Below are 23,960 nucleotides of genomic sequence, written 5' to 3'. Positions count from 1 at the left end.
AGTTCAGACGTCCTTTAAGGCCCGTCCCGTGAGGCGGGGAAGGAGGTCCCTTTCGCATGGACAGCCGTACGGACGACGGCAGCAGGGGCACGGCCGCAGGCCGCCCCGTACTCGAGGCGCCGGACATCGCGCGCGTCCTCACCCGCATCGCACACGAGATCGTCGAACGCGCCAAGGGCGCCGATGACGTGGTGCTTCTCGGCATTCCCACCCGGGGCGTCTTTCTGGCGCGGCGCCTGGCGGCGAAGCTCGCGGAGATCACCGGCAGCCCGGTACCGCACGGGGCGCTGGACATCACCATGTACCGCGACGACCTCAGGCTCGGTCCCGCCCGCGCGCTGGCGCACACGGACATCCCGCCCGACGGGGTCGACGGGCGCCTGGTGGTCCTGGTCGACGACGTCCTCTTCTCCGGGCGCACCATCCGTGCCGCCCTGGACGCCCTCGGCGACATCGGACGGCCCCGGGCGGTCCAGCTCGCCGTGCTCGTCGACCGCGGCCACCGCGAACTGCCCATCCGTGCCGACTACGTGGGGAAGAACCTGCCCACCTCGCTGCGCGAGACGGTCCGGGTGCAGCTCACGGAGGAGGACGGACGCGACGGGGTGCTCCTCGGCTCGGCGCCCGGCGGTGAACGGCCGCACAGCGGCGGAGCCCGGCCCGCACAGCAGGCGGAGCGCTAGCGCCCGAAGGAGCACGAGACCTCCGGTGCACCGCACGACCCTCCGGCCGCGCCACGACGTGTCCCTCACGCCGCCCGCCGGCCCCGAACCCCGCCGAGCGACGCCCCGGCACGGGCGCGGCGGCACGCAGCCGCCCGCCCCCGACCGGTCGGCGTCCCACGCCCTCCCGACCGACCCCTGCCCGTCCGTCACGCCCGCGGACAACTGACCCACGGAAGGCAACAGATGAAGCGTCACCTCATCTCGGCCGCCGATCTCACCCGCGACGACGCCGTGCTCGTCCTCGACACCGCCGAGGAGATGGCCCGCGTCGCCGACAGGCCGATCAAGAAGCTGCCGACACTGCGCGGCCGCACCGTCGTGAATCTCTTCTTCGAGGACTCGACGCGCACCCGGATCTCCTTCGAGGCCGCCGCCAAGCGCCTCTCGGCCGACGTCATCAACTTCTCCGCGAAGGGTTCGTCCGTCTCGAAGGGCGAGTCGCTGAAGGATACGGCCCTCACGCTGGAGGCCATGGGCGCCGACGCCGTCGTCATCCGGCACCACGGCTCCGGGGCGCCACACCGCCTCGCCACCTCCGGCTGGATCGGCGGTTCGGTCGTCAACGCCGGGGACGGTACGCACGAGCACCCCACGCAGGCCCTTCTGGACGCCTTCACGATGCGCCGGCGCCTCGCCGGCGGTGAGGGCGACCTGTCGGGACGTCGCATCACGATCGTCGGCGACGTGCTGCACAGCCGCGTGGCACGCTCCAACGTCCATCTGCTCAGCACGCTCGGCGCCGAGGTCACGCTCGTGGCGCCGCCCACGCTCGTCCCCGTCGGCGTGAACAGCTGGCCCTGCGAGGTGAGTTACGACCTCGACTCCGTCATCGCCAAGTCCGACGCGGTGATGATGCTGCGCGTCCAGCGGGAGCGCATGAACGCGGCGTTCTTCCCGACCGAGCGCGAGTACGCCCGCCGCTACGGGCTGGACGGGCAGCGGATGGCCCGCATGCCGGAGCACTCCGTGGTGATGCACCCCGGTCCCATGAACCGCGGGATGGAGATCACCGCGGAGGTCGCCGACTCGCCGCGGTGCACCGCCGTCGAGCAGGTCAAGAACGGCGTCAGCATCCGGATGGCGGTGCTCTACCTGCTGCTCGGCGGATCCGAACCCGCCGTCTCCGGCTCGTCCGCCGCCCACCCGGAAGCCCACACGGACCCCGTCCGTACGGAAGCCGACCGCACCGAGGAGAACGAGTGACCATGGCAGGCAAGAACGGCACCACCGCCCGCACGCTTCTCCGCGGCGCCCGCGTACTCGGCGGTGAGCCCCAGGACGTCCTGATCGACGGGGAGAAGATCGCAGAGACCGGCAGCGGACTCGACGCCGGTGGCGCGGACGTGATCGACGCCGGGGGCCGGATTCTGCTGCCGGGCCTCGTCGATCTGCACACACATCTGCGCGAACCGGGCCGCGAGGACTCCGAGACCGTGCACACCGGCACCAGGGCCGCCGCCAAGGGCGGTTACACCGCCGTGCATGCCATGGCCAACACCTTCCCGGTCGCCGACACCGCCGGCGTCGTCGAGCAGGTGTGGCGCCTGGGGCGCGAATCCGGGTACTGCGACGTGCAGCCCGTCGGCGCGGTCACCGTCGGCCTGGAGGGCAAGAAGCTCGCCGAGCTCGGAGCCATGCACGACTCCGCGGCGGGCGTGCGGGTCTTCTCCGACGACGGCAAGTGTGTCGACGACGCTGTGATCATGCGGCGGGCGCTGGAGTACGTGAAGGCGTTCGACGGCGTCGTCGCCCAGCACGCGCAGGAGCCGCGGCTCACGGAGGACGCGCAGATGAACGAGGGCACCGTCTCCGCCGAACTCGGCCTGGGCGGCTGGCCCGCCGTCGCCGAGGAGTCGGTCATCGCGAGGGACGTGCTGCTCGCCGCCCACGTCGGGTCGCGCCTGCACATCTGCCACCTCTCCACGGCCGGCTCGGTCGAGCTGGTGCGCTGGGCCAAGTCCAAGGGCTGGAAGGTCACCGCCGAGGTCACCCCGCACCACCTGCTGCTCACCGACGAACTGGTGCGCTCCTACGACCCCGTCTACAAGGTCAACCCGCCGCTGCGCACCGAGACCGACGTGCGCGCGCTGCGTGAGGCGCTCGCAGACGGCACCATCGACTGCGTCGCCACCGACCACGCCCCCCACCCGCACGAGGACAAGGACTGCGAGTGGGGCGCGGCCGCCATGGGGATGCTCGGCCTGGAGACGGCGCTGTCCGTGCTCCAGCACACGATGGTGGAGACCGGCCTGCTGGACTGGGCGGGCATCGCCGAACGGATGTCGCACCGCCCGGCCGCGATCGGCCGCCTGAGTGGCCAGGGCCGTCCCGTCGCCGCCGGAGAACCCGCGAACCTGCTGCTCATCGACCCGGACTACCGTGGAGCGGTGGACCCCGCGGGCTTCGCCTCCCGGAGCCGCAACACCCCCTATGCGGGCCGGGAACTGCCGGGACGCGTGACGCACACCTGGCTGCGGGGACGGGCAACACTCGTCGACGGGAAACTGGCGTGATCGCACAACCTCTCGCTTCGCTGGCCGCCGGGCTGGCGGCCGAACCCAAGTCGCAGGAGGTCACGGACTGGGCGGCCCGCATCGGCTGGGTCGTCGGGCTGGCACTCTTCGTGGCGCTGCTGTACTGGCTGATGCGGCAGGGCTGGAAGTGGCGCGGCACTCTCCAGGGCGACCTGCCGGAGCCCGAGTCGCCACCCGCTCCTGAGGAGACCGGCGGGACGCTGCTTCATGCAGCCGGCCGCTACCACGGTTCCACCACCGCCGGGCAGTGGCTGGATCGCATCGTCGCCCACGGCCTGGGCACGCGCAGCCGCGTCGAGCTCGCGCTGACGGCGCAGGGCGTCCACGTCGTACGGCCCGGGGCGCGGGACTTCTTCATCCCGGCCGGGCAGTTGTGCGGCGCCCGCCTCGACAAGGGCATCGCGGGCAAGGTCCTCACCGAAGGGGGCCTGCTGGTCATCACCTGGCAGCTCGGCGACCGCCGCCTCGACTCCGGCTTCCGCTTCGACAGCGCCGCCGGGCACACGGCCTGGGCGGATCGGATCAGCGCAATCGCGTCCGGCGACAGCGGCGTCGCCGGAAGGCACCACCCCGCAGTAACCCCGGAGAGGGACACATGATGACGAGCACCGACCGGACGGCAGCCGGGAGTTCCGCCGTACTCGTGCTGGAGGACGGCCGCAGCTTCCACGGACGCGCGTACGGAGCGGTGGGGGAGACCTTCGGGGAAGCCGTCTTCAACACCGGCATGACCGGATACCAGGAGACGCTGACCGACCCCTCCTACCACCGTCAGGTGGTGGTGATGACCGCCCCGCACATCGGCAACACGGGAGTCAACGACGAGGATCCGGAGTCCGCACGGATCTGGGTCGCCGGATACGTCGTGCGTGACCCGGCCCGCAGGCCCTCGAACTGGCGCTCAGTGCGCAGCCTCGACGAGGAGCTCGCCGCACAGGGCGTCGTCGGGATCAGCGGCGTGGACACGCGCGCGCTCACCCGGCATCTGCGTGAGCGCGGCGCGATGCGCGCCGGGATCTTCTCCGGGGACGCGGCCTCGGCGGACGGGGCGGCACTGCTGGAGCGGGTGCGCTCCGCGCCCGCGATGAAGGGCGCCGACCTGTGCGGCGAGGTGGCCACGCGGGAGCCGTACGTGGTGCCCGCGCACGGCACCAAGCGCTTCACCGTCGCCGCCGTCGACCTCGGCATCAAGGGCATGACGCCGCAGCGGATGGCCGAGCGCGGGATAGAGGTGCACGTACTGCCGGCCGACGCGAGCGTCGAGGACGTCTACGCGGTCCGCCCGGACGGGGTGTTCTTCTCCAACGGGCCCGGCGACCCCGCGTCGGCCGGACACCCCGTGGCGCTGATGCGCGCGGTGCTGGAGCGCGGGACACCTCTCTTCGGCATCTGCTTCGGCAACCAGATCCTCGGGCGGGCCCTCGGCTTCGGCACCTTCAAGCTCAAGTATGGCCACCGCGGCGTCAACCAGCCCGTGCAGGACCGCGCGACCGGCAAGGTCGAAGTGACCGCGCACAACCACGGGTTCGCGGTCGACGCACCGCTGGACACCGTCAGCGAGACCCCGTACGGACGCGCGGAGGTCTCCCACGTCTGCCTCAACGACGACGTGGTCGAGGGGCTGCGGCTTCTGGACCGGCCCGCCTTCAGCGTCCAGTACCACCCGGAGGCGGCGGCCGGTCCGCACGACGCCGCGTACCTCTTCGACCGCTTCACCGCCCTCATGAGCGGTGCGGCGGACGGCGAGCACAGCGGAAACGAACAGCACAGCACCAAGGCGCACATGGAGGACCGGCGTGCCTAAGCGCACCGACATCGAGTCCGTTCTGGTGATCGGCTCCGGCCCGATCGTGATCGGCCAGGCGGCCGAGTTCGACTACTCCGGTACGCAGGCCTGCCGGGTGCTGAAGTCGGAGGGTCTGCGGGTGATCCTCGTCAACTCCAACCCGGCCACGATCATGACGGACCCGGAGATCGCGGACGCGACGTACGTCGAGCCGATCACCCCGGAGTTCGTGGAGAAGATCATCGCGAAGGAGCGCCCGGACGCGCTGCTGCCGACGCTCGGCGGCCAGACGGCCCTGAACACGGCGATCTCGCTGCACGAGTCCGGCACCCTGGCCGAGTACGGCGTGGAGCTGATCGGCGCCAACGTCGAGGCCATCAACAAGGGCGAGGACCGAGACCAGTTCAAGGAGGTCGTCGAGGCCGTCCGCGCCCGCACGGGGCACGGGGAGTCCGCCCGCTCCGTGATCTGCCACTCCATGGAGGAGGTGCTGGCGGGGGTCGACGGGCTCGGCGGGTACCCAGTCGTCGTACGGCCCTCGTTCACGATGGGCGGCGCGGGCTCCGGCTTCGCTCACGACGAGGAGGAGCTGCGCCGCATCGCCGGCCAGGGGCTCGCGCTCTCCCCGACGCACGAGGTGCTGCTGGAGGAGTCGATCCTCGGGTGGAAGGAGTACGAACTGGAGCTGATGCGCGACAAGAACGACAACGTCGTGGTCGTCTGCTCCATCGAGAACTTCGACCCGATGGGCGTGCACACCGGTGACTCCATCACCGTCGCACCCGCGATGACCCTGACCGACCGGGAGTACCAGGTCCTGCGGGACATCGGCATCGCCGTGATCCGCGAGGTCGGCGTCGACACCGGCGGCTGCAACATCCAGTTCGCGGTCGATCCGTCCGACGGCCGCGTCGTCGTGATCGAGATGAACCCGCGGGTCTCCCGCTCCTCCGCCCTCGCATCGAAGGCCACGGGATTCCCCATCGCCAAGATCGCGGCGAAGCTCGCCGTGGGCTACACGCTCGACGAGATCCCCAACGACATCACCGAGCAGACTCCGGCCTCGTTCGAGCCGACGCTGGACTACGTGGTGGTCAAGGTCCCGCGGTTCGCCTTCGAGAAGTTCCCCGCGGCGGACGACATCCTCACCACCACGATGAAGTCGGTCGGCGAAGCGATGGCCATCGGCCGCAACTTCCCCGAGGCGCTCAACAAGGCGCTGCGCTCGCTGGAGAAGAAGGGCAGCCAGTTCGACTTCACCTCCCCGGTGGGGGAGAAGAGCGCGCTGCTGGAGAAGGCCGCCCGCCCGACCGACGGCCGGGTCAACACCGTCATGGACGCCATCCGTGCCGGGGCCACCCAGGAGGAGGTCTTCGACGCCACGAAGATCGACCCGTGGTTCACCGACCAGCTCTTCCTTATCCACGAGGTCGCCGAAGCGCTCGCCGCGGCACGGGAGCTGAGCCCCGAACTGCTGGCCGAGGCCAAGCGGTACGGCTTCTCGGACGCGCAGATCGCACAGGTGCGGTCGCTGCGCGAGGACGTGGTGCGCGAGGTGCGGCACGCCCTGGGAATCCGCCCCGTGTACAAGACCGTCGACACCTGCGCCGCCGAATTCGCCGCCCGTACGCCGTACTTCTACTCCTCCTACGACGAGGAGAGCGAGGTCGCGCCGCGTGAGAAGCCGGCCGTGATCATCCTCGGTTCCGGGCCGAACCGCATCGGCCAGGGCATCGAGTTCGACTACTCCTGCGTCCACGCCTCCTTCGCCCTGGGCGAGGCGGGCTACGAGACCGTCATGGTCAACTGCAACCCCGAGACCGTCTCCACCGACTACGACACGTCCGACCGGCTCTACTTCGAGCCGCTCACCCTGGAGGACGTACTGGAGATCGTCCACGCCGAACAGGAGGCGGGACCGGTCGCGGGCGTCATCGTGCAGCTCGGCGGTCAGACGCCGCTCGGCCTGGCGCAGGCGCTGAAGGACGCGGGGGTGCCGATCGTGGGCACGCCGCCCGAGGCGATCAACCTCGCCGAGGAACGCGGCGCGTTCGGCCGGGTCCTGGAGGAGGCCGGGCTTCCCGCGCCCAAGTACGGCACGGCCTACTCCTTCGGCCAGGCCAAGGACATCGCCGCCGGCATCAACTACCCGGTGATGGTGCGTCCTTCGTACGTGCTGGGCGGACGCGGCATGGAGATCGTCTACGACGAGGAGTCGCTCGCCGCCTACCTGGAGCGGCATGCCGGACTGATCTCCGAACACCCCGTCCTGATCGACCGGTTCCTCGACGACGCCATCGAGATCGACGTCGACGCGCTCTACGACGGCGAGGAGCTCTATCTCGGCGGGGTCATGGAGCACATCGAGGAGGCCGGCATCCACTCCGGCGACTCCGCCTGCGCCCTGCCGCCCATCACCCTCGGCGGCCACGACATCAAGCGGCTGCGCGCCTCGACGGAGGCCATCGCGCGCGGCGTCGGAGTGCGCGGACTGATCAACATCCAGTTCGCGATGGCCGGCGACATCCTCTACGTCCTGGAGGCCAACCCGCGCGCCTCGCGTACCGTCCCCTTCACCTCGAAGGCGACGGCCGTCCCCCTGGCCAAGGCCGCAGCGCGCATCTCCCTCGGCGCCACCGTGGCGCAGCTGCGATCCGAGGGCATGCTGCCCGCCACCGGCGACGGCGGGGACCTGCCGCTGGATGCGCCGATCTCCGTGAAGGAGGCGGTGCTGCCCTGGACGCGCTTCCGCGACGTGCAGGGACGCGGCGTGGACACCGTCCTCGGGCCGGAGATGCGTTCCACCGGCGAAGTCATGGGCATCGACGCCGTCTTCGGCACGTCCTACGCCAAGTCGCAGGCCGCCGCGTACGGTGCTCTGCCCACGAAGGGACGGGCCTTCGTCTCGGTGGCCAATCGCGACAAGCGTTCGCTGATCTTCCCGGCGCGCGAGCTGGCCGCAATGGGCTTCGAGCTGATGGCGACCTCCGGCACCGCCGAGGTGCTCAGGCGGAACGGCATCAACGCCACCGTCGTACGCAAGCACATCCAGGGTCCCGGCCCGGACGGCGAGCCCACGGTCGTCCAGCTCATCCACGACGGCCAGATCGACCTCATCGTCAACACTCCGTGGGGGACCGGCGGCCGCCTCGACGGATACGACATCCGCACCGCCGCAGTCGCCCGCGCCGTCCCCTGCCTCACCACCGTCCAGGCACTGGCGGCGGCGGTGCAGGGCATCGAGGCGATGGCACGCGGCGAGGTGGGTGTCCGGTCGCTCCAGGAGCACGCCGCCCACCTCACCGCGGCCCGCCGCTCCGGCTGAACCGTTCCTCCGTCTCCCGGCCGGAGCTCCCCGGAGCCCCCGACCGCTCCCGACTCCACTGCCCGTACACACACCCGAAGGCCCGGCCCGCATGTACTCCCTGCTGTTCAAGACCGTGTTCGCGCGGATGGACCCCGAAGCGGCCCACCGGACGGCCTTCGGGCTGATCCGCCTCGCCGCGCGCCTGCCGGTGGTGCGCGGCCTGGTCGCCGCCAGGTTCGCGCCCCGCCGCCGGGAGCTGGGCGTGCGGGCTCTAGGGCGCAGCATGCCGGGGCCGTTCGGGCTGGCCGCGGGTTTCGACAAGAACGCCGAGGGCATCGACGGCCTGGCGATGCTCGGCTTCGACCACGTCGAGGTCGGCACGGTCACCGGACAGGCGCAGCCGGGAAATCCGCGCAAGCGGCTCTTCCGGCTGCCGGCGGACCGCGCCCTGATCAACCGCATGGGCTTCAACAACGACGGCTCGGCCGCAGTCGCCGAGCGGCTCGCCGCCCGTGTGCGCCGCCGCGGGGGCGCCGCGGGACGGACAGCGGTGGTCGGCGTCAACATCGGCAAGACCAAGGCCGTCCCGGAGGAGGAGGCAGCCGGCGACTACGTGACGTCCGCGCGGCGTCTCGCCGCGTACGCCGACTACCTCGTGGTCAACGTCTCCTCGCCCAACACCCCGGGCCTGCGCGCCCTTCAGGCCACCGGGACGCTGCGCCCGCTGCTCGGCGCGGTGCGGGAGGCGGCCGACGAGGCCGTTCCGGACCGCCGCGTGCCGCTGCTGGTCAAGATCGCACCCGATCTCGCGGACGAGGACGTCGACGCCGTGGCCGACCTCGCCGTCGAGCTGGGCCTGGACGGCATCATCGCCACCAACACCACCGTCGCCCGCGAAGGGCTGGGCCTGACCGGCGACCCTGCCGTCGTTCAGGAGAGCGGCGGCCTCTCCGGCGCCCCGCTGCGGGAGCGCTCGCTGGAGGTGCTGCGACGCCTGTACGCACGGGTCGGCGACCGGGTCACCCTCGTCGGCGTCGGCGGGGTGACCACGGCTGAGGACGTGTGGCAGCGCATCCTCGCCGGCGCGACGCTCGTGCAGGGGTACAGCGCCTTCGTCTACGAGGGCCCCGGCTGGGCCCGGAAACTGCACGAGGGCCTGGCCGAGCGGCTGGCGGCAAGCCCGTACGAGACGCTCTCCGAAGCCGTCGGAGCCGAAAACAGAAGGGCCGAAGCCGCATGAGCCTCACGAATCCGGGCGCCGCGGGCCCCGGGAACGGCAACCCCGCCGACACCGTCCGCCGCGAACCCTTCGGCGCCCGGCTGCGCCGCGCCATGGACACCAGGGGCCCGCTCTGTGTCGGCATCGATCCCCATGCGGCGCTCCTGGCCGACTGGGGCCTCGGCGACGACGTCGCCGGCCTCGAACGCTTCACCCGCACCGTGGTCGAGGCGCTGGCGGACCGGGTCGCGGTCCTCAAACCGCAGTCGGCGTTCTTCGAACGCTTCGGCTCCCGCGGAATCGCCGTCCTGGAACGCGCCGTCGCCGAGGCACGCGACGCGGGCGCGCTCGTCGTCATGGACGCCAAACGCGGGGACATCGGGTCGACCATGAGTGCCTACGCGGACGCCTTCCTCGACCCGGCCTCCCCCCTGTTCGCGGACGCGCTGACCGTGAGCCCGTACCTGGGCTTCGGTTCGCTGCGCCCGGCCGTCGAGCGTGCCCGCGCGTCCGGCTGCGGCCTCTTCGTGCTGGCTCTGACCTCCAATCCGGAGGGGGCCGAGGTGCAGCAGGCCGTCGTCGCGGACGGACGCAGCGTCGCGGCCGCCGTTCTCGCCCATCTCGCGCGGGAGAACGCGGGGGAGACGCCGCTCGGCTCCTTCGGCGCGGTCGTCGGTGCCACACTCGGGGGTTCGCTCTCCGGCGGGCAGGGCGTCGGCCTCGACATGGGCGGGCCGCTGCTCGCACCGGGGATCGGCGCACAGGGCGCGACCGCGGCCGACCTGCCACGCGTCTTCGGCGCCGCGGTGGGCAACGTGCTGCCGAGCATCAGCAGGGGGGTGCTCAAGCACGGTCCGTCGGCGCAAGCACTGCGCGAGGCCGCCGCAGCCGAGGCGCGCATGATGGCCGGAGCCGTCGCGTGAAGGCGACCGGTACAGGGTGACCCCTCGATCGAACGTGCGTGAACCCGTACGGATCGGTCGCACGTGAGAGCGCGGACCACCCCCCGGGCGCCCCTTCGCGACTCCGCTTCCGCGACCGCCCCGCACCCGCTCCGTACCTGCGGAGATGCCCCGCAGTGACGCCGACGGCCGTACAAAATCGCGCAGTTGGGCAAAAAACTGTAGCGATTTGTCTCGTTATGCACCGATCGACTTGAGTCTGACCAGGACTTTTCCGCAGTTCTCGCTGACTCAGGCGCGCTCGCCCGCTAGTCTCCGTCGGGAGCAGCGTGAACAGGCACGTTGCTCGCTGCTCCGCCTGTGCGGGGCTACGAGGTTCCTCACAGAATCCATTTCCGACAGTTCTAACTGAGGTGACGTAGGCGTGGCTCTTCCGCCCCTTACCCCTGAACAGCGCGCAGCCGCGCTCGAAAAGGCCGCCGCGGCTCGCCGGGAGCGCGCCGAGGTCAAGAACCGGCTGAAGCACTCCGGTGCGACCCTGCACGACGTGATCAAACAGGGCCAGGAGAACGACGTCATCGGCAAGATGAAGGTCAGCGCTCTCCTGGAGAGTCTGCCGGGCGTCGGCAAGGTCCGCGCCAAGCAGATCATGGAGCGTCTCGGGATCTCCGAGAGCCGCCGGGTGCGTGGGCTCGGCTCCAACCAGATCGCCGCTCTGGAGCGGGAGTTCGGCGGCGCGTCCGCCTGACCCCGCCCCGTGAGGCACCGTGGGCCCCGGCCCGCGGTGCCGTGGTGGCAAGGCACCGCCGAGAACCGGGATAATCGCTGCATGAGTTCAGCAGCTCCCCGGGGGGCCACCCCCGAACCTCCCGTCGGCACGCCGCGGCTGACCGTGCTCTCCGGCCCTTCGGGCGTCGGCAAGAGCACGGTCGTCGCGCATCTGCGCAAGGTCCATCCCGAGGTCTGGCTGTCCGTCTCCGCGACCACGCGCAGACCGCGCCCCGGCGAGGTGCACGGTGTGCAGTACTTCTTCGTGAGCGACGACGAGTTCGACAAGCTGGTCGCCAACGGTGAACTGCTGGAGTGGGCCGAATTCGCGGGCAACCGGTACGGGACGCCGCGGGGGCCCGTACTGGAGCACCTGGAGCGCGGCGAGCCCGTGCTCCTGGAGATCGACCTGCAAGGGGCACGCCTGGTGAAGCAGGCGATGCCCTCCGCCCGGCTCGTCTTCCTCGCACCCCCCAGCTGGGACGAGCTGGTGCGCCGCCTGACCGGCCGCGGCACCGAGGCCCCTGAGGTGATCGAGCGCCGTCTCGCGGTGGCCCGCACGGAGCTGGCGGCTGAGGAAGAGTTCGACACCACCCTTGTCAATACCTCGGTCGAGGACGTCAGCGCCGAGCTGCTAGCCTTGATGCGGATCGCTTGATTCTTGATCTGTTTACGACCTTCACACACCCTCCGGAAGGCAGAGCGTGTCCTCTTCCATCTCCACGCCCGAGGGCATCATCAACCCGCCGATTGATGAGCTGCTCGAAGCCACCGACTCGAAGTACAGCCTGGTGATCTACGCGGCCAAGCGCGCCCGTCAGATCAATGCGTACTACTCGCAGCTCGGTGAGGGCCTGCTCGAGTACGTGGGCCCCCTGGTGGACACCCACGTCCACGAGAAGCCGCTCTCGATCGCTCTCCGCGAGATCAACGCGGGCCTGCTGACCTCCGAGGCCGTCGACATGCCGGTCACGCAGTAGCACTCCGCCCGTCCGCGGTGCGAAGGCAGCCGGCGGACACGGCTTCACGCAAGAGCCCGGCAGCGCGGCTGCCGGGCTCTTGGTGTGTCATGGCGAGTGAGCGGAAACGCTGACGACCGACAGGCCCGCGCCGAGCGACGGGTGCCGCATGGGGAGAGGCGAACGATGGAGCAGCGCCAGCAGGACAGGCCCAGGGTCGTCCTGGGAGTCACCGGCGGCATCGCCGCCTACAAGGCGTGCGAACTGCTGCGCCGCCTGACCGAGAGCGGTCACGACACACGGGTTGTACCGACGGAGTCGGCGCTGCACTTCGTGGGTGCCCCCACCTTCGCGGCTCTGTCCGGCAAGCCGGTGGCCACCGACGTGTGGGATTCGGTGCACGAAGTCCCCCACGTACGGATCGGGCAGGCGGCCGACCTCGTGGTGGTCGCCCCGGCCACCGCCGACATCCTCGCCAAGGCCGCCCACGGCCTCGCGGACGACCTGCTCACCAACACCCTTCTCACCGCGCGATGTCCGGTGATCTTCGCCCCCGCCATGCACACGGAGATGTGGGAGCACCCGGCCACTCAGGAGAACGTCGCCACGCTGCGCCGCCGGGGCTCGCTCGTCATCGAGCCGGCCGTGGGACGGCTGACCGGCACCGACACCGGCAAGGGACGCTTCCCGGATCCTGAGAGCGTCTTCGAGTTGTGCCGCCGCGTGCTCACCCGGGGCAGCGCCGAGGTGCCCGCCGACCTCGCCGGGCGCCACGTGGTGATCAGCGCGGGCGGTACGCGCGAGCCGCTCGACCCCGTACGGTTCCTGGGCAACCGCTCGTCGGGGAAGCAGGGTTACGCGCTGGCCCGTACGGCAGCCGCCCGCGGCGCACGCGTCACGCTGGTCGCGGCGAACACCGCTCTCCCCGATCCGGCCGGCGTGGACGTGGTCCCCGTGGAGACGGCCGCCCAGCTGCGCGACGCGGTCGTGAAGGCCGCCGGCGACGCCGACGCCGTCGTGATGGCGGCCGCCGTCGCGGACTTCCGGCCCGCCGTCTACGCGGCCGGAAAGATCAAGAAGCAGGGCGGCGCCGAGCCGGAACCCGTCGCCCTCGTGCAGAACCCGGACATCCTCGCCGAACTGTCCACGGACCGTCCGCGCGCGGGCCAGATCGTCGTGGGCTTCGCCGCCGAGACCGAGGACGCCCTCGCCAACGGCCGGACCAAGCTCGCACGCAAACGGTGCGACCTCCTCGTCGTCAACGAGGTGGGGGAGCACAGGACTTTCGGGGCCGAGGACAACGAGGCCGTGGTGCTCGGTGCCGACGGCAGCGAGACCCCCGTTCCGTACGGCCCCAAAGAGGTGCTGTCCGACACGGTTTGGGACCTGGTCGCACTGCGTTTTCCCTGACCCGGACGGTGGCTGGACAGCAGTGCGGAACCAACGGTTCCGTGCGGTCGGGCTTGTGTGGTATGTCACGAGGTGGCCGTTGTTCCGTCATCGCGTCAAGAGTGCCTCGGCGGCGACCCGGGACAGGGTTGCGCAGGTCACCGTGGTATCGAAGTTCGAGACGACGTGATTGGATGCGGCCGTAGATGGATAAACTGGCGGCGGACCGTGCTTGGGCTCCTGCCCTTGTGCACAGCCCCCGGCCGGTCCGCCCATGAATAGCCAGCAGCCGCTGCAACCCCAGGGAGCGATGTGTCCCGCCGTCTGTTCACCTCGGAATCCGTGACCGAGGGTCACCCTGACAAGATTGCTGACCAGATCAGCGACACCATCCTCGACGCGCTGCTCAAGGAAGACCCGCACTCGCGGGTCGCCGTCGAGACTCTGATCACCACCGGCCTGGTACACGTTGCGGGTGAGGTGACGACGAAGGCCTATGCCCCGATCTCCTCGCTGGTGCGCAACAAGATCCTGGACATCGGTTACGACTCCTCGAAGAAGGGTTTCGACGGTGCCTCCTGCGGCGTCTCGGAATCCATCGGCGCGCAGTCCCCGGACATCGCCCAAGGCGTCGACACCGCCTACGAGAACCGAGTCGAGGGCGACGAGGACGAGCTCGACAAGCAGGGCGCCGGCGACCAGGGCCTGATGTTCGGCTACGCCTGCGACGAGACCGCCGAGTACATGCCGCTGCCGGTGCAGCTGGCGCACCGGCTCTCCGAGCGCCTCTCCGACGTCCGGAAGAACGGCACGATCCCCTACCTGCGCCCTGACGGCAAGACGCAGGTCACCATCGAGTACGAGGGCGACAAGGCCGTCCGTCTCGACACCGTCGTGGTCTCCTCGCAGCACGCTGCGGACATCGATCTCGACTCGCTGCTCGCCCCGGACATCCGCGAGTACGTCGTGGAGCCGGAGCTCAAGCGCCTCGTCGACGAGGACGGCGTGAAGCTCGACACCAGCGGGTACCGGCTGCTGGTCAACCCCACCGGCCGCTTCGAGATCGGCGGCCCGATGGGCGACGCCGGCCTGACCGGCCGCAAGATCATCGTCGACACCTACGGCGGCATGGCCCGCCACGGTGGCGGTGCCTTCTCCGGCAAGGACCCCTCCAAGGTCGACCGGTCGGCCGCGTACGCGATGCGCTGGGTCGCCAAGAACGTCGTGGCAGCCGAACTCGCCACCCGCTGCGAGGTCCAGGTCGCCTACGCGATCGGCAAGGCCGAGCCTGTGGGCGTGTTCGTCGAGACCTTCGGCACCGCGGCCGTCGACGTGGAGAAGATCGAGCAGGCGATCGGCGAGGTCTTCGACCTCCGCCCGGCCGCGATCATCCGCGACCTGGACCTGCTGCGTCCGATCTACGCCCAGACCGCGGCATACGGCCACTTCGGCCGTGAACTCCCGGACTTCACCTGGGAGCGCACCGACCGCGTCGACGCGCTGCGCAAGGCCGCCGGGCTGTAACCGGCCCGCTCGCGCATACGGACTCACGGGCCCGGCCGCCCTTCACGGGGCGGCCGGGCCTCGTCGTGTGTCCGCGGCTCTCCGGGGTGCCGGCCCCCGGTCCTCAGCCGACCCGGTGACGGCGTGCGACGGCCTCACCTCACCAGTGCCGAGTGCCGGTTTGTTCACATTTCGGCCGATACCCTCGTGCGGTGAAAAGTCGGCACGAGACCTGGCTGCGCCCACCCGGAGTGGACCCGGAAGAGGCGGCGGAGCTGCTGCTGCGCGATCTGCACAGCTCCCGGCGAGGGCTCTCGAGTGCCGAGGCCCGGCGGCGGCTGCACCAGTACGGGCCCAACGAGCTGCGACGTGCCCGCGGCCGGCGGTGGCCGAGAGAGCTGGCCCGCCAGCTCACCCACCCGCTGGCCCTGCTGCTGTGGCTGGCGGCCGCTCTCCTGCTGGCCGTGGGCTCCAATGTGGTGGCCGCGGCGGTGGTGCTGATCATCCTGCTGAACGCCGCCTTCGCCTTCGTGCAGGAGCTGCAGGCCCAGCGGGCGGTGGAGGCGCTCTCCCGGTACCTGCCGCAGCGCGCCAAGGTCCAGCGCGACGGCGAGCGGGTGGAGGTCGACGCGGTCGAACTGGTGCCGGGCGACGTCGTCGTGATCGAGGAGGGCGACCGCATCGCGGCGGATGTGCGGCTGCTGGCGGGTGCGATCGAGACGGACATGTCCGCGCTGACGGGGGAGTCCGTCCCCGAGCTGCGCTCTGCCGCCCTCATGGACACGCAGGTGCCCGTGCTGCAGGCTCACGATCTGGTCCTCAGCGGCACCAACTGCACCGGGGGCGAAGCACACGGAGTCGTGTTCGCCACCGGGATGACGACCGAACTGGGCCGTATCGCGGCGCTCTCCCAGCGCGTCAAGCAGGAAGCGAGCCCGCTGGAGCGCCAGGTACGGCGGGTGGCGTGGCTGATCGCGGCGGTATCGGTGGTGCTGGCGCTGGCATTCGTCCCCCTCGTGGTCTTCGGCGCGCACCTGTCGCTGACCAACTCCGTGATCTTCGCGGCGGGACTGCTGGCAGGCATGGTCCCCGAGGGACTGCTGCCCGTGATCACCCTCGCCCTGGCACTCGCCGTGCGGGCGCTGGCCGCCCGTGGTGCGCTGGTCAAACGGCTCAGCGCGGTGGAGACGCTCGGCTCGACGGACGTCATCTGCACCGACAAGACGGGCACGCTCACCGAGAACCGCATGCGTCCCATGGCCGTGTGGACGCCGGCGGGCCTCACAGGCCTGGAGTCCGAGCCCGGAGCGGGCGAGAGCCCCCGCCGGGACGGACCGGACCTCCGCGCCGCGGCCCGCATCGCCGCCGCATGCAACAACGCCGGCTTCCGGCAGGACGACGGGCCCACCGGCGACCCCACCGAGGTCGCCCTGCTGCTCGGGGCACGGGCGCTGGGCGCCGACACGGACGCGGACCGGCGGGAGGCCGGCCGCCGGTGGCAGTTCCACTTCGACCCCGAACTGAAGCTGATGTCGACGATCGACCAGTGCGACGGCGACATCGTGGTGCACACCAAGGGCGCTCCCGAAGCGGTCGTGCCGCACTGCACGTCGATGCTGGACGAGCGCGGCGCCCCCACCGCGCTGGACGACGCCGGCCGCAGCCGCATCACCGGGCAGGCCGATGCCTTCGCCTCGGACGGTCTGCGCGTCCTGGCCCTGGCCCGACGCACCCTGCCGGCCGGGCGTCCGGCCCCGCACCGGCGGGACGACGCCGAGTACGACCTGTGCTTCGTCGCCCTCATGGCCCTGCTGGACCCGCCGCGCGCCGAGGTCGCCGATGCCGTCGCCGCATGCCGTACGGCCGGCATCCGCATCATCGTCATCACCGGCGACCACCCGCTGACCGCTGCGGCGGTCGCCCGCCGTGTCGGCATCACCGGTGACCGTCCCCGCGTGGTGACCGGCGAGGAACTGGACCGCCTGCACGAGCACCAGATCGCCGAACTGACGAGCAGCGAACCGGAGATCATCTTCGCCAGGGCATCCCCGGAGGCGAAGCTGCACATCGCCGACGCTCTGCAGAGCCAGGGTCACGTGGTGGCCATGACGGGCGACGGAGTCAACGACGCCCCCGCGCTGCACCGCGCGGACATCGGCGTGGCGATGGGACGCTCCGGGACCGACGTGGCACGCGAAGCGTCCACGATGGTCCTCACGGACGACAACTTCGCCTCGATCGTGGAGGCGGTGCGGGACGGGCGCCGCATCTACGACAACGTCCGGAAGTTCATCGTCTACATCTTCACCCACTCCACTCCCGACGTGGTCCCGTTCCTGGTCTACGCTCTCGCCGGGGGACTCGTGCCGCTGCCGCTGACGATCCTGCAGCTGCTCGCCTTCGACGTCGGAACCGAGACCCTGCCCGCCCTGGCCCTCAGCCGGGAGAAGGCCGAACCCGGTCTCATGCGGCGTCCCCCGCGTCCCCGCTCCGAAGGAGTCATCCGCACCCCCATGCTGCTGCGGGCATGGCTCTTCCTCGGCGTGCTGGTGGCCGCCCTCCAGATGGCGGGCTTCTTCTACGTCCTCGTGCAGGCCGGGTGGCATCCCGGCGACCCCACGGGACCCGGCACGCCGCTGCACCACGCCTACCAGCAGGCCACCACCATGACGTTGCTCGGCATGATCGCCGGTCAGGTCGGCACCGCGTTCGCCGTCCGTACCCAGCACGCCTCGCTGCGCTCCGTCGGCGTGCTGTCCAACCGGCCGCTCCTGGCGGGCATCGCGGGGGCACTCCTGCTCGCCGCGGTCTTCGTCTACGCGCCCCCCTTCCAGGCCCTGCTGGGGACGGCCGCGCTCCCCGCGAGCACCCTTCTGCTTCTGCTGCCCTACCCGCTCGTCGTGTGGGGAGCGGACGAACTGCGGCGGTACCTGATCCGGCGGCGCGAACGGACACGCGACCGGACGGCTCCGCCCGGCGGCTCCGCCCGGCCGGCGTGAAGTCCGGTCGGCACGTTCGCAGGCAGCAGGAGGACTCCTGACCGGCCTCCCGGCTCCCGCGCCCCGCGGCCCCCGTCGCTGTCCGAGCCGTCTGCTATGACTGAACGCTGTGAGCAGCGACAACGAGCAGGGGGAGTCATCCGGTGAGGCACCGGAGCAGCTTGCCCTGCTGCGGGAGACCGTGCGCAGGCGCAGGTCTCCGAAGGCGAAGCCGCGCACATGGCGCGGTGCGGAGCTCGCCGCGGAGCTGCCCGTGGCGCGTGTACTGGTCGACAAGGGCCTCGTGCACCTCGACCGCTACTTCGACTACGCGGTGCCGGCCGCCATGGACGAGGAGGCCCAGCCCGGAGTGCGGGTCCGGGTGCGGTTCGGCGCGGGCGAGAAGGAGGGCCGGCGCGAGGGCGGCAGGCTGATCAACGGGTTCGTCGTGGAGCGGGTGGCCCGCAGCGACTACCCGGGCGCCCTCGCTCCCATCGCGCAGGTGCTCTCGCCGGAGCGTGTGCTCACGCCCCGGCTGCTGCGGCTGTGCCGTGCCGTCGCGGACAGGTACGCGGGATCGCTCGCGGACGTCGTGCAGCTGGCGGTGCCGCCGCGCATGGCGCGGGCGGAGAAGCGGCCCGCCCCCGAGCCGCAGCCGCCGCCGGAGCCGCCGGAGCCGGGGAGCTGGGAGCGGTACGGGGAGGGCCCCGCATTTCTGGCGGCCCTGGCCGGCGGAGGGGTCCCGCGCGCCGTCTGGACGGCACTGCCCGGTCCGCAATGGCCCGACGAACTGGCGCGTGCGGTCGCGGCCGCGCTCGCTTCCGGGCGGGGCGCCCTGGCGGTACTGCCCGACGGACGCGCGGCCCAGCGGGTCGATGCCGCGCTCACATCGCTGCTCGGCGAGGGGCAGCACGTGCTGCTGACCGCCGGGGCGGGCCCCGAGGAGCGCTACACGCGCTGGCTGGCGGTCAAGAGAGGATCGGTACGTGCCGTGGTGGGGACGCGGGCGGCGATGTTCGCGCCCGTGGCAGATCTGGGCCTCGCCGTCCTGTGGGACGACGGGGACGCGGCCCACAGCGACGACCACGCACCCCAGCCGCACGCGCGTGAAGTGCTGCTCCAGCGCGCCGTCACGGAGGAGGCGGCCTTCCTGCTCGGCGGGCACAGCTGCACCGTCGAGGCGGCGCAGATCGTCGAGTCCGGGTGGGCGAGGCCCATCGAGGCCGACCGGGAGACCCTGCGCAAGACGGCGCCGCTGATCCGTACGGTCGGCGAGTTCGACGAGGCACGCGACGCCGCGGCGCGCACGGCACGGCTGCCGAGCCTCGCCTGGAACACGGCCCGGAAAGCGCTGGAGCGGGGCCCCGTGCTGGTGCAGGTGCCGCGGCGCGGCTACGTACCCAGCCTGGCGTGCGAGCAGTGCCGCGCCCCCGCACGGTGTGCCCACTGCGCGGGCCCGCTCGAGGCGCTGGAGGAAGGCGCCGTGCTGCGCTGCGGGTGGTGCGCCCGCGAGGCCCCCGACTGGCACTGCGCCCAGTGCGGCGGCGCACGGGTGCGCGGCCGGGTCTTCGGCGCGCGGCGCACGGCCGAGGAACTGGGGCGGGCCTTTCCGGCGGTGCCGGTGCGTACGTCCGGGCGTGATCATGTGCTGGACAGCGTGCCCGGCGCCCCGGCGATCGTGGTCTCCACGCCGGGCGCGGAACCCGTCGCGGAGGGCCCCGGTTATGCGGCGGCGCTGCTGCTGGACGGCTGGGCGCTGCTGGGCCGCCCCGATCTGCGGGCCGGGGAGGAGGCGCTGCGCAGATGGCTCTCGGCCGCCGCGCTCGTACGGCCCGGGGGCGAGGGCGAGGAGCCGGACGGCACGGTGCTGGTCGTGGCCGAGCCCACTCTGCGTCCGGTTCAGGCCCTCGTGCGCTGGGACCCGGCGGGTTTCGCGGTGCGTGAGCTCGCGGACCGCGCGGAGCTCGGTTTCCCTCCGGTCGCGAGGATGGCGTCGGTGAGCGGAAGGGCCGAGGCCGTGGCCGGGCTGCTATCCCAGGCCCGGCTGCCCGGGGACGCGGAGATCCTGGGGCCGGTGCCGGTTCCCGTGATCGAGCCGGGCAGACCGCGCCGTCCCGGGGATCCGCCGGCGGGGGAGGAGTGGGTACGTGCGCTGGTGCGGGTGCCCCAGGGATCGGGTGCGGCGATGGCGTCGGCGCTGAAGACGGCACATGTGGCGCGGCTGACGCGGCGCGAGGGGACGCCGGTGTGGATCCGCGTGGACCCGCTGGACATCGGCTGAGCCGCCGCCCCGCCGTGCCGGGCGGACACGACACCGCCCGGTGGCGTACGGGACGCGCACCGGGCGGTGGGGCAACGGCCGTGGAGGAGTCAGCCGTTGCGGGGGCCGGGGAGGGCCCCCGGTCTGTGGTCGCGGTCGCGCCCGGGCTGGCCGGGCACGGGACGCGAGGGGGGCAGCGCGCCTGCTGACGCGGCGGTCCGGGCCGGAGCACCCGGAGGGGCGGCGGCAGCGGCCGGGAGCGCGTTTCCGCTGCCGGCCGCACCCGGCAACGCCGGCACGGCATCGGGTGAGGAGGGGGCGTCGGCGGACTGCCCGCCCGCCTCGGTTAGTTCACGTGAGGCGTTGCGGCGCGATCCGTAACGGCGGTGCACCGCCTGCTTGGTGACTCCGAGGGCGGACCCCACCGCGTCCCATGAGAAACCCAGCGACCGGTCGAAGTCCACCGCGGCGGTGACCAGCGTCTCGACGCTGTCCCGCAGTTCCTGGGCGAGCCGCACCGTGGGGGCGGGAGCACGTCCGTAGACGACGAAGCCCGCGGACGGAGCTGACCGCCGCGGGCGGTAGACGTTGCCGAGTTGGGCGGTGAGGGTACGCAGCGCGTCCACCTGGCGGCGGACCCGCTCGATGTCCCGCACCAGCAGGTGCAGGCTGGCCCTCGCCTGGGCGTCGTGGGTTGCGTGGTCGGCCATGAACAAGCCTCTCGAACCGTCTTGCAGAGGATAGGAGCCGCGAACGGCTCGTTTCGGTCAATATGACTTGACCAACGCGGTAACAGTGCCCGGGTCACGCCCGGGCGGGGCGTTGTTGGGAGGGGAGGGGTGCGCGGAGGCCCGTACGCCCCCTCGGGCGGCGCAAAGTGACGGAACGTGAGGACCGTAGACTGGCGCGTCGTCGTCCGCGGCGGCGCACCACGCGGCGCCGCTGCAATGTGAGAGGTGTTCCCCACCGATGAAGCTCGTCTTCGCAGGCACCCCCGAGGTCGCCGTGCCCGCGCTCGACGCACTGATCGCCTCGGAGCGGCACGAGGTGGCAGCCGTGGTGACGCGGCCCGACGCCCGCGCGGGACGCGGACGCCGGCTGGTGCCCAGCCCCGTCGCACAGCGGGCCGAGGAGGCGGGCATCGAGGTCCTCAAGCCGGCGCGTCCACGGGAGGAGGACTTCCTCGCCAGGCTCCGCGAGATCGGGCCGGACTGCTGCCCCGTCGTCGCGTACGGGGCGCTGCTGCCGCGCGTCGCGCTCGACGTGCCCGCCCGCGGCTGGGTCAACCTGCATTTCTCCCTGCTTCCCGCCTGGCGCGGCGCGGCGCCGGTGCAGCACGCGGTACTGGCCGGCGACGAGATGACCGGCGCCAGCACTTTCCTCATCGAGGAGGGCCTGGACTCCGGGCCGGTCTACGGCGTGATCACGGAGAAGGTGCGCGAGACCGACACCAGCGGCGACCTGCTCACCCGCCTCGCGTTCGCGGGCGCCGGGCTGCTCGCCGCGACCATGGACGGCATCGAGGACGGCACGCTGCGCGCGGTTCCGCAGCCCGAGGAGGGCGTCTCGCTCGCGCCCAAGCTGGAGGTCGAGGACGCCCGCGTCGACTGGACGGCGCCGGCGCTGCGGGTGGACCGGCTCGTGCGGGGCTGTACGCCCGCGCCGGGCGCGTGGACGCTCTTCCGGGGCGAGCGGCTGAAGATCCGGTCGCTGACGCAGCACCCTGAACACCCTGTTCCCGGCGGCGGCAGCGGTGGCGGCAGCGGCAACGACGGTCACGACGGCCCTGGCCCTGGCCCGGGCGAACTGCTCGCGAACAAGAACTCCGTGTGGGTGGGCACCGGTTCGCACCCCGTCGAACTTCTGTGGGTGCAGCCGCAGGGCAAGAAGCCGATGACAGCGGCGGACTGGGCACGCGGAGTACGCGTCGGCGACGGCGAGCGCCTGGGGGAGTAGCGGCCGGGCGGGGGCGGCTGCCCGGCGGAAGGTGCACGGGCGCCGGAGTCCCCGGTCCGTCGAGCGCGGGTGCGCGGCCCGTCCCGTATCCGCCGCGCCACCGGGGCGGGCGTACGCTGGCAGCACCCCTGCCGGCACCGCCGGACCGTGAACCCCGGCCGCACGGCCGGACACCTCGTCATCGCAGCACCGGAGCACCTTCCCTGTGAGCAATAGGCCCCGCCGCCCCTCCAAGCCCTACCGCCGCCCCCGCAAGGACCCCGTCCGCATCCTCGCCTTCGAGGCACTGCGCGCCGTCGACGAGCGCGACGCCTACGCGAACCTCGTACTGCCGCCGCTGCTGGACAAGGCCCGCGCCAAGGGGGAGTTCGACGCCCGGGACGCGGCGCTGGCCACCGAGCTGGTCTACGGCACCCTGCGGTGGCAGGGCACGTACGACGTGATCATCGCCGAGTGCGTCGACCGGCCGCTGCGCGACGTCGACCCTCCCGTACTGGACGTGCTCGCGCTCGGTGCCCACCAGCTGCTGGGCACCCGCATCCCCACGCACGCCGGAGTCAGCGCCACGGTCGAACTCGCCCGCGTGGTACTGGGCGACGGGCGCGCCAAGTTCGTCAACGCGGTGCTCCGCAAGATCGCCGCCGAGGATCTGGACGGCTGGCTGGAGAAGGTCGCCCCCGCGTACGACGAGGACCCCGAGGAGCATCTGGGTATCCGCCATGCGCACCCGCGGTGGATCGTCTCGGCACTGTGGGACGCGCTCGGCGGCGGCAGCGCCGGCATGGAGGAGCTGCTGGGGGCGGACAACGAGCGGCCCGAGGTCACGCTCGTCGCCCGTCCCGGCCGGGCCACTCCCGACGAGCTGCTCACCGGCGACGCAGTGCCGGGACGCTGGTCGCCGTACGCGGTGCGGCTCGCCGAGGGCGGCGATCCGGGCGAGGTGCAGGCCGTACGGGAAGGACGCGCCGGAGTGCAGGACGAGGGCAGTCAGCTCGTCGCCCTCGCGCTGGCGGCCGCGCCGCTCGCGCCCGCCGGCGCAGGTACCGGCGGAGCGCAAGCGTCGGCCCGGGACGAGCTGTGGCTGGACGGATGCGCCGGGCCCGGCGGCAAGGCGGCGCTGCTCGCCGCCCTCGCCGCGCAGCGCGGGGCGCGGCTGGTCGCCGCCGAGAAGCAGCCCCACCGTGCTGGCCTCGTGGGCCGGGCGCTGGAAGGCAACCCTGGGCCGTACGCCGTGGTGACCGCCGACTCGACCCGGCCCGCCTGGCGGCCCGGCACCTTCGACCGGGTCCTCGTCGACGTGCCGTGCACCGGGCTGGGGGCGCTGCGCCGCCGGCCCGAGGCCCGCTGGCGGCGGCGGCCGGAGGACGTGCCGGGGTTCGCGCCGCTGCAACGGGACCTGCTGCGGCAGGCACTGCACGCGGTGCGTGCGGGCGGGGTCGTCGGCTACGCGACGTGCTCGCCGCACCCGGCGGAGACCCGGGCCGTCGTGGACGACCTGGTCAAGGAGACCGGGGCCGAACTCCTCGACGCCCGCCCGCTGTTGCCGGACATGCCCGGCCTCGGCGACGGCCCCGACGTCCAGCTCTGGCCGCATCTGCACGGCACCGACGCGATGTATCTGGCGCTGCTGCGGCGCACGGACGGAGCGGGCGGCGCGTGAGATGAGGCGTCCCG

At 72.1% G+C, this 23,960-nt stretch carries 18 protein-coding genes; 17 read left to right on the top strand and 1 reads right to left on the bottom strand.

The window, feature by feature from the left end; translation table 11 throughout:
* Positions 1–56 precede the first annotated feature (56 nt).
* The 15 genes from pyrR to EV375_RS02075 all read left to right on the top strand — a co-directional run bounded on the left by pyrR (position 57) and on the right by EV375_RS02075 (position 20,351).
* Positions 57–683 carry a bifunctional pyr operon transcriptional regulator/uracil phosphoribosyltransferase PyrR gene (gene pyrR / locus EV375_RS02145; RefSeq protein ID WP_130297930.1) on the top strand — a complete coding sequence of 209 codons (627 nt, stop codon included), beginning with the start codon at positions 57–59 and terminating at the stop codon, positions 681–683.
* A gap of 225 nt (positions 684–908) precedes the next feature.
* Positions 909–1,928: an aspartate carbamoyltransferase catalytic subunit gene (locus tag EV375_RS02140; RefSeq protein ID WP_130297929.1), complete on the top strand. Its 1,020-nt coding sequence runs from the start codon at positions 909–911 to the stop codon at positions 1,926–1,928.
* 2 nt (positions 1,929–1,930) lie between these two features.
* On the top strand, positions 1,931–3,238 hold the full coding sequence (locus tag EV375_RS02135; protein ID WP_130297928.1) for a dihydroorotase: 1,308 nt from the start codon (positions 1,931–1,933) through the stop codon (positions 3,236–3,238).
* Complete coding sequence (locus EV375_RS02130; protein ID WP_130297927.1) at positions 3,235–3,858, top strand: PH-like domain-containing protein; 624 nt, start codon at positions 3,235–3,237, stop codon at positions 3,856–3,858. The genes EV375_RS02135 and EV375_RS02130 overlap by 4 nt, the downstream gene beginning before the upstream one ends.
* Positions 3,858–5,063 carry a glutamine-hydrolyzing carbamoyl-phosphate synthase small subunit gene (gene carA / locus EV375_RS02125; RefSeq protein ID WP_130301542.1) on the top strand — a complete coding sequence of 402 codons (1,206 nt, stop codon included), beginning with the start codon at positions 3,858–3,860 and terminating at the stop codon, positions 5,061–5,063. Before EV375_RS02130 ends, carA begins: the two co-directional genes overlap by 1 nt.
* Complete coding sequence (gene carB / locus EV375_RS02120) at positions 5,056–8,370, top strand: carbamoyl-phosphate synthase large subunit (RefSeq protein ID WP_130297926.1); 3,315 nt, start codon at positions 5,056–5,058, stop codon at positions 8,368–8,370. The genes carA and carB overlap by 8 nt, the downstream gene beginning before the upstream one ends.
* Positions 8,371–8,461: 91 nt before the next feature.
* Entirely contained in the window at positions 8,462–9,592 is a 1,131-nt protein-coding gene (locus EV375_RS02115) for a quinone-dependent dihydroorotate dehydrogenase (RefSeq protein WP_130297925.1), read from the top strand.
* A complete protein-coding gene (gene pyrF, locus EV375_RS02110) occupies positions 9,589–10,494 on the top strand; it encodes an orotidine-5'-phosphate decarboxylase (protein WP_130297924.1) in 906 nt (301 codons plus the stop codon). The genes EV375_RS02115 and pyrF overlap by 4 nt, the downstream gene beginning before the upstream one ends.
* Before the next feature lie 403 nt (positions 10,495–10,897).
* The gene (mihF, locus tag EV375_RS02105) at positions 10,898–11,221 is read left to right on the top strand and encodes an integration host factor, actinobacterial type (RefSeq protein WP_028431629.1); all 324 of its coding nucleotides are present in this window, start codon (positions 10,898–10,900) and stop codon (positions 11,219–11,221) included.
* A gap of 81 nt (positions 11,222–11,302) precedes the next feature.
* Positions 11,303–11,899, top strand: coding sequence for a guanylate kinase (gene gmk, locus EV375_RS02100; RefSeq protein WP_130297923.1), 597 nt, complete (start codon positions 11,303–11,305; stop codon positions 11,897–11,899).
* A 46-nt stretch (positions 11,900–11,945) separates the two neighbouring features.
* Complete coding sequence (rpoZ, locus tag EV375_RS02095; protein ID WP_055487354.1) at positions 11,946–12,221, top strand: DNA-directed RNA polymerase subunit omega; 276 nt, start codon at positions 11,946–11,948, stop codon at positions 12,219–12,221.
* Positions 12,222–12,386: 165 nt separating this feature from the next.
* Positions 12,387–13,610, top strand: coding sequence for a bifunctional phosphopantothenoylcysteine decarboxylase/phosphopantothenate--cysteine ligase CoaBC (gene coaBC, locus EV375_RS02090; RefSeq protein ID WP_207227967.1), 1,224 nt, complete (start codon positions 12,387–12,389; stop codon positions 13,608–13,610).
* A gap of 291 nt (positions 13,611–13,901) precedes the next feature.
* Positions 13,902–15,113: a methionine adenosyltransferase gene (gene metK, locus EV375_RS02085; RefSeq protein ID WP_055487356.1), complete on the top strand. Its 1,212-nt coding sequence runs from the start codon at positions 13,902–13,904 to the stop codon at positions 15,111–15,113.
* Between the two features lie 191 nt (positions 15,114–15,304).
* On the top strand, positions 15,305–18,091 hold the full coding sequence (locus tag EV375_RS02080) for a cation-translocating P-type ATPase (RefSeq protein WP_130297921.1): 2,787 nt from the start codon (positions 15,305–15,307) through the stop codon (positions 18,089–18,091).
* Positions 18,092–18,200: 109 nt separating this feature from the next.
* Positions 18,201–20,351: a primosomal protein N' gene (locus EV375_RS02075; protein ID WP_130297920.1), complete on the top strand. Its 2,151-nt coding sequence runs from the start codon at positions 18,201–18,203 to the stop codon at positions 20,349–20,351.
* An 89-nt stretch (positions 20,352–20,440) separates the two neighbouring features.
* Here the strand turns inward: EV375_RS02075 and EV375_RS02070 are convergent, their stop codons facing one another.
* Entirely contained in the window at positions 20,441–21,040 is a 600-nt protein-coding gene (locus tag EV375_RS02070; protein ID WP_130297919.1) for a hypothetical protein, read from the bottom strand.
* Between the two features lie 259 nt (positions 21,041–21,299).
* Between EV375_RS02070 and fmt the strand changes: the two genes are divergently transcribed.
* Together fmt and EV375_RS02060 are read left to right on the top strand one after the other, a co-directional pair.
* Positions 21,300–22,286, top strand: coding sequence for a methionyl-tRNA formyltransferase (fmt, locus tag EV375_RS02065; RefSeq protein WP_130297918.1), 987 nt, complete (start codon positions 21,300–21,302; stop codon positions 22,284–22,286).
* A gap of 205 nt (positions 22,287–22,491) precedes the next feature.
* On the top strand, positions 22,492–23,946 hold the full coding sequence (locus EV375_RS02060; protein ID WP_130297917.1) for a transcription antitermination factor NusB: 1,455 nt from the start codon (positions 22,492–22,494) through the stop codon (positions 23,944–23,946).
* Positions 23,947–23,960: the final 14 nt, after the last annotated feature.

Source organism: Streptomyces sp. CNZ301 (assembly GCF_004217425.1).
Note: the sequence above shows the minus strand (reverse complement) of the source record. Positions and strands in the feature narration are given on the sequence as shown.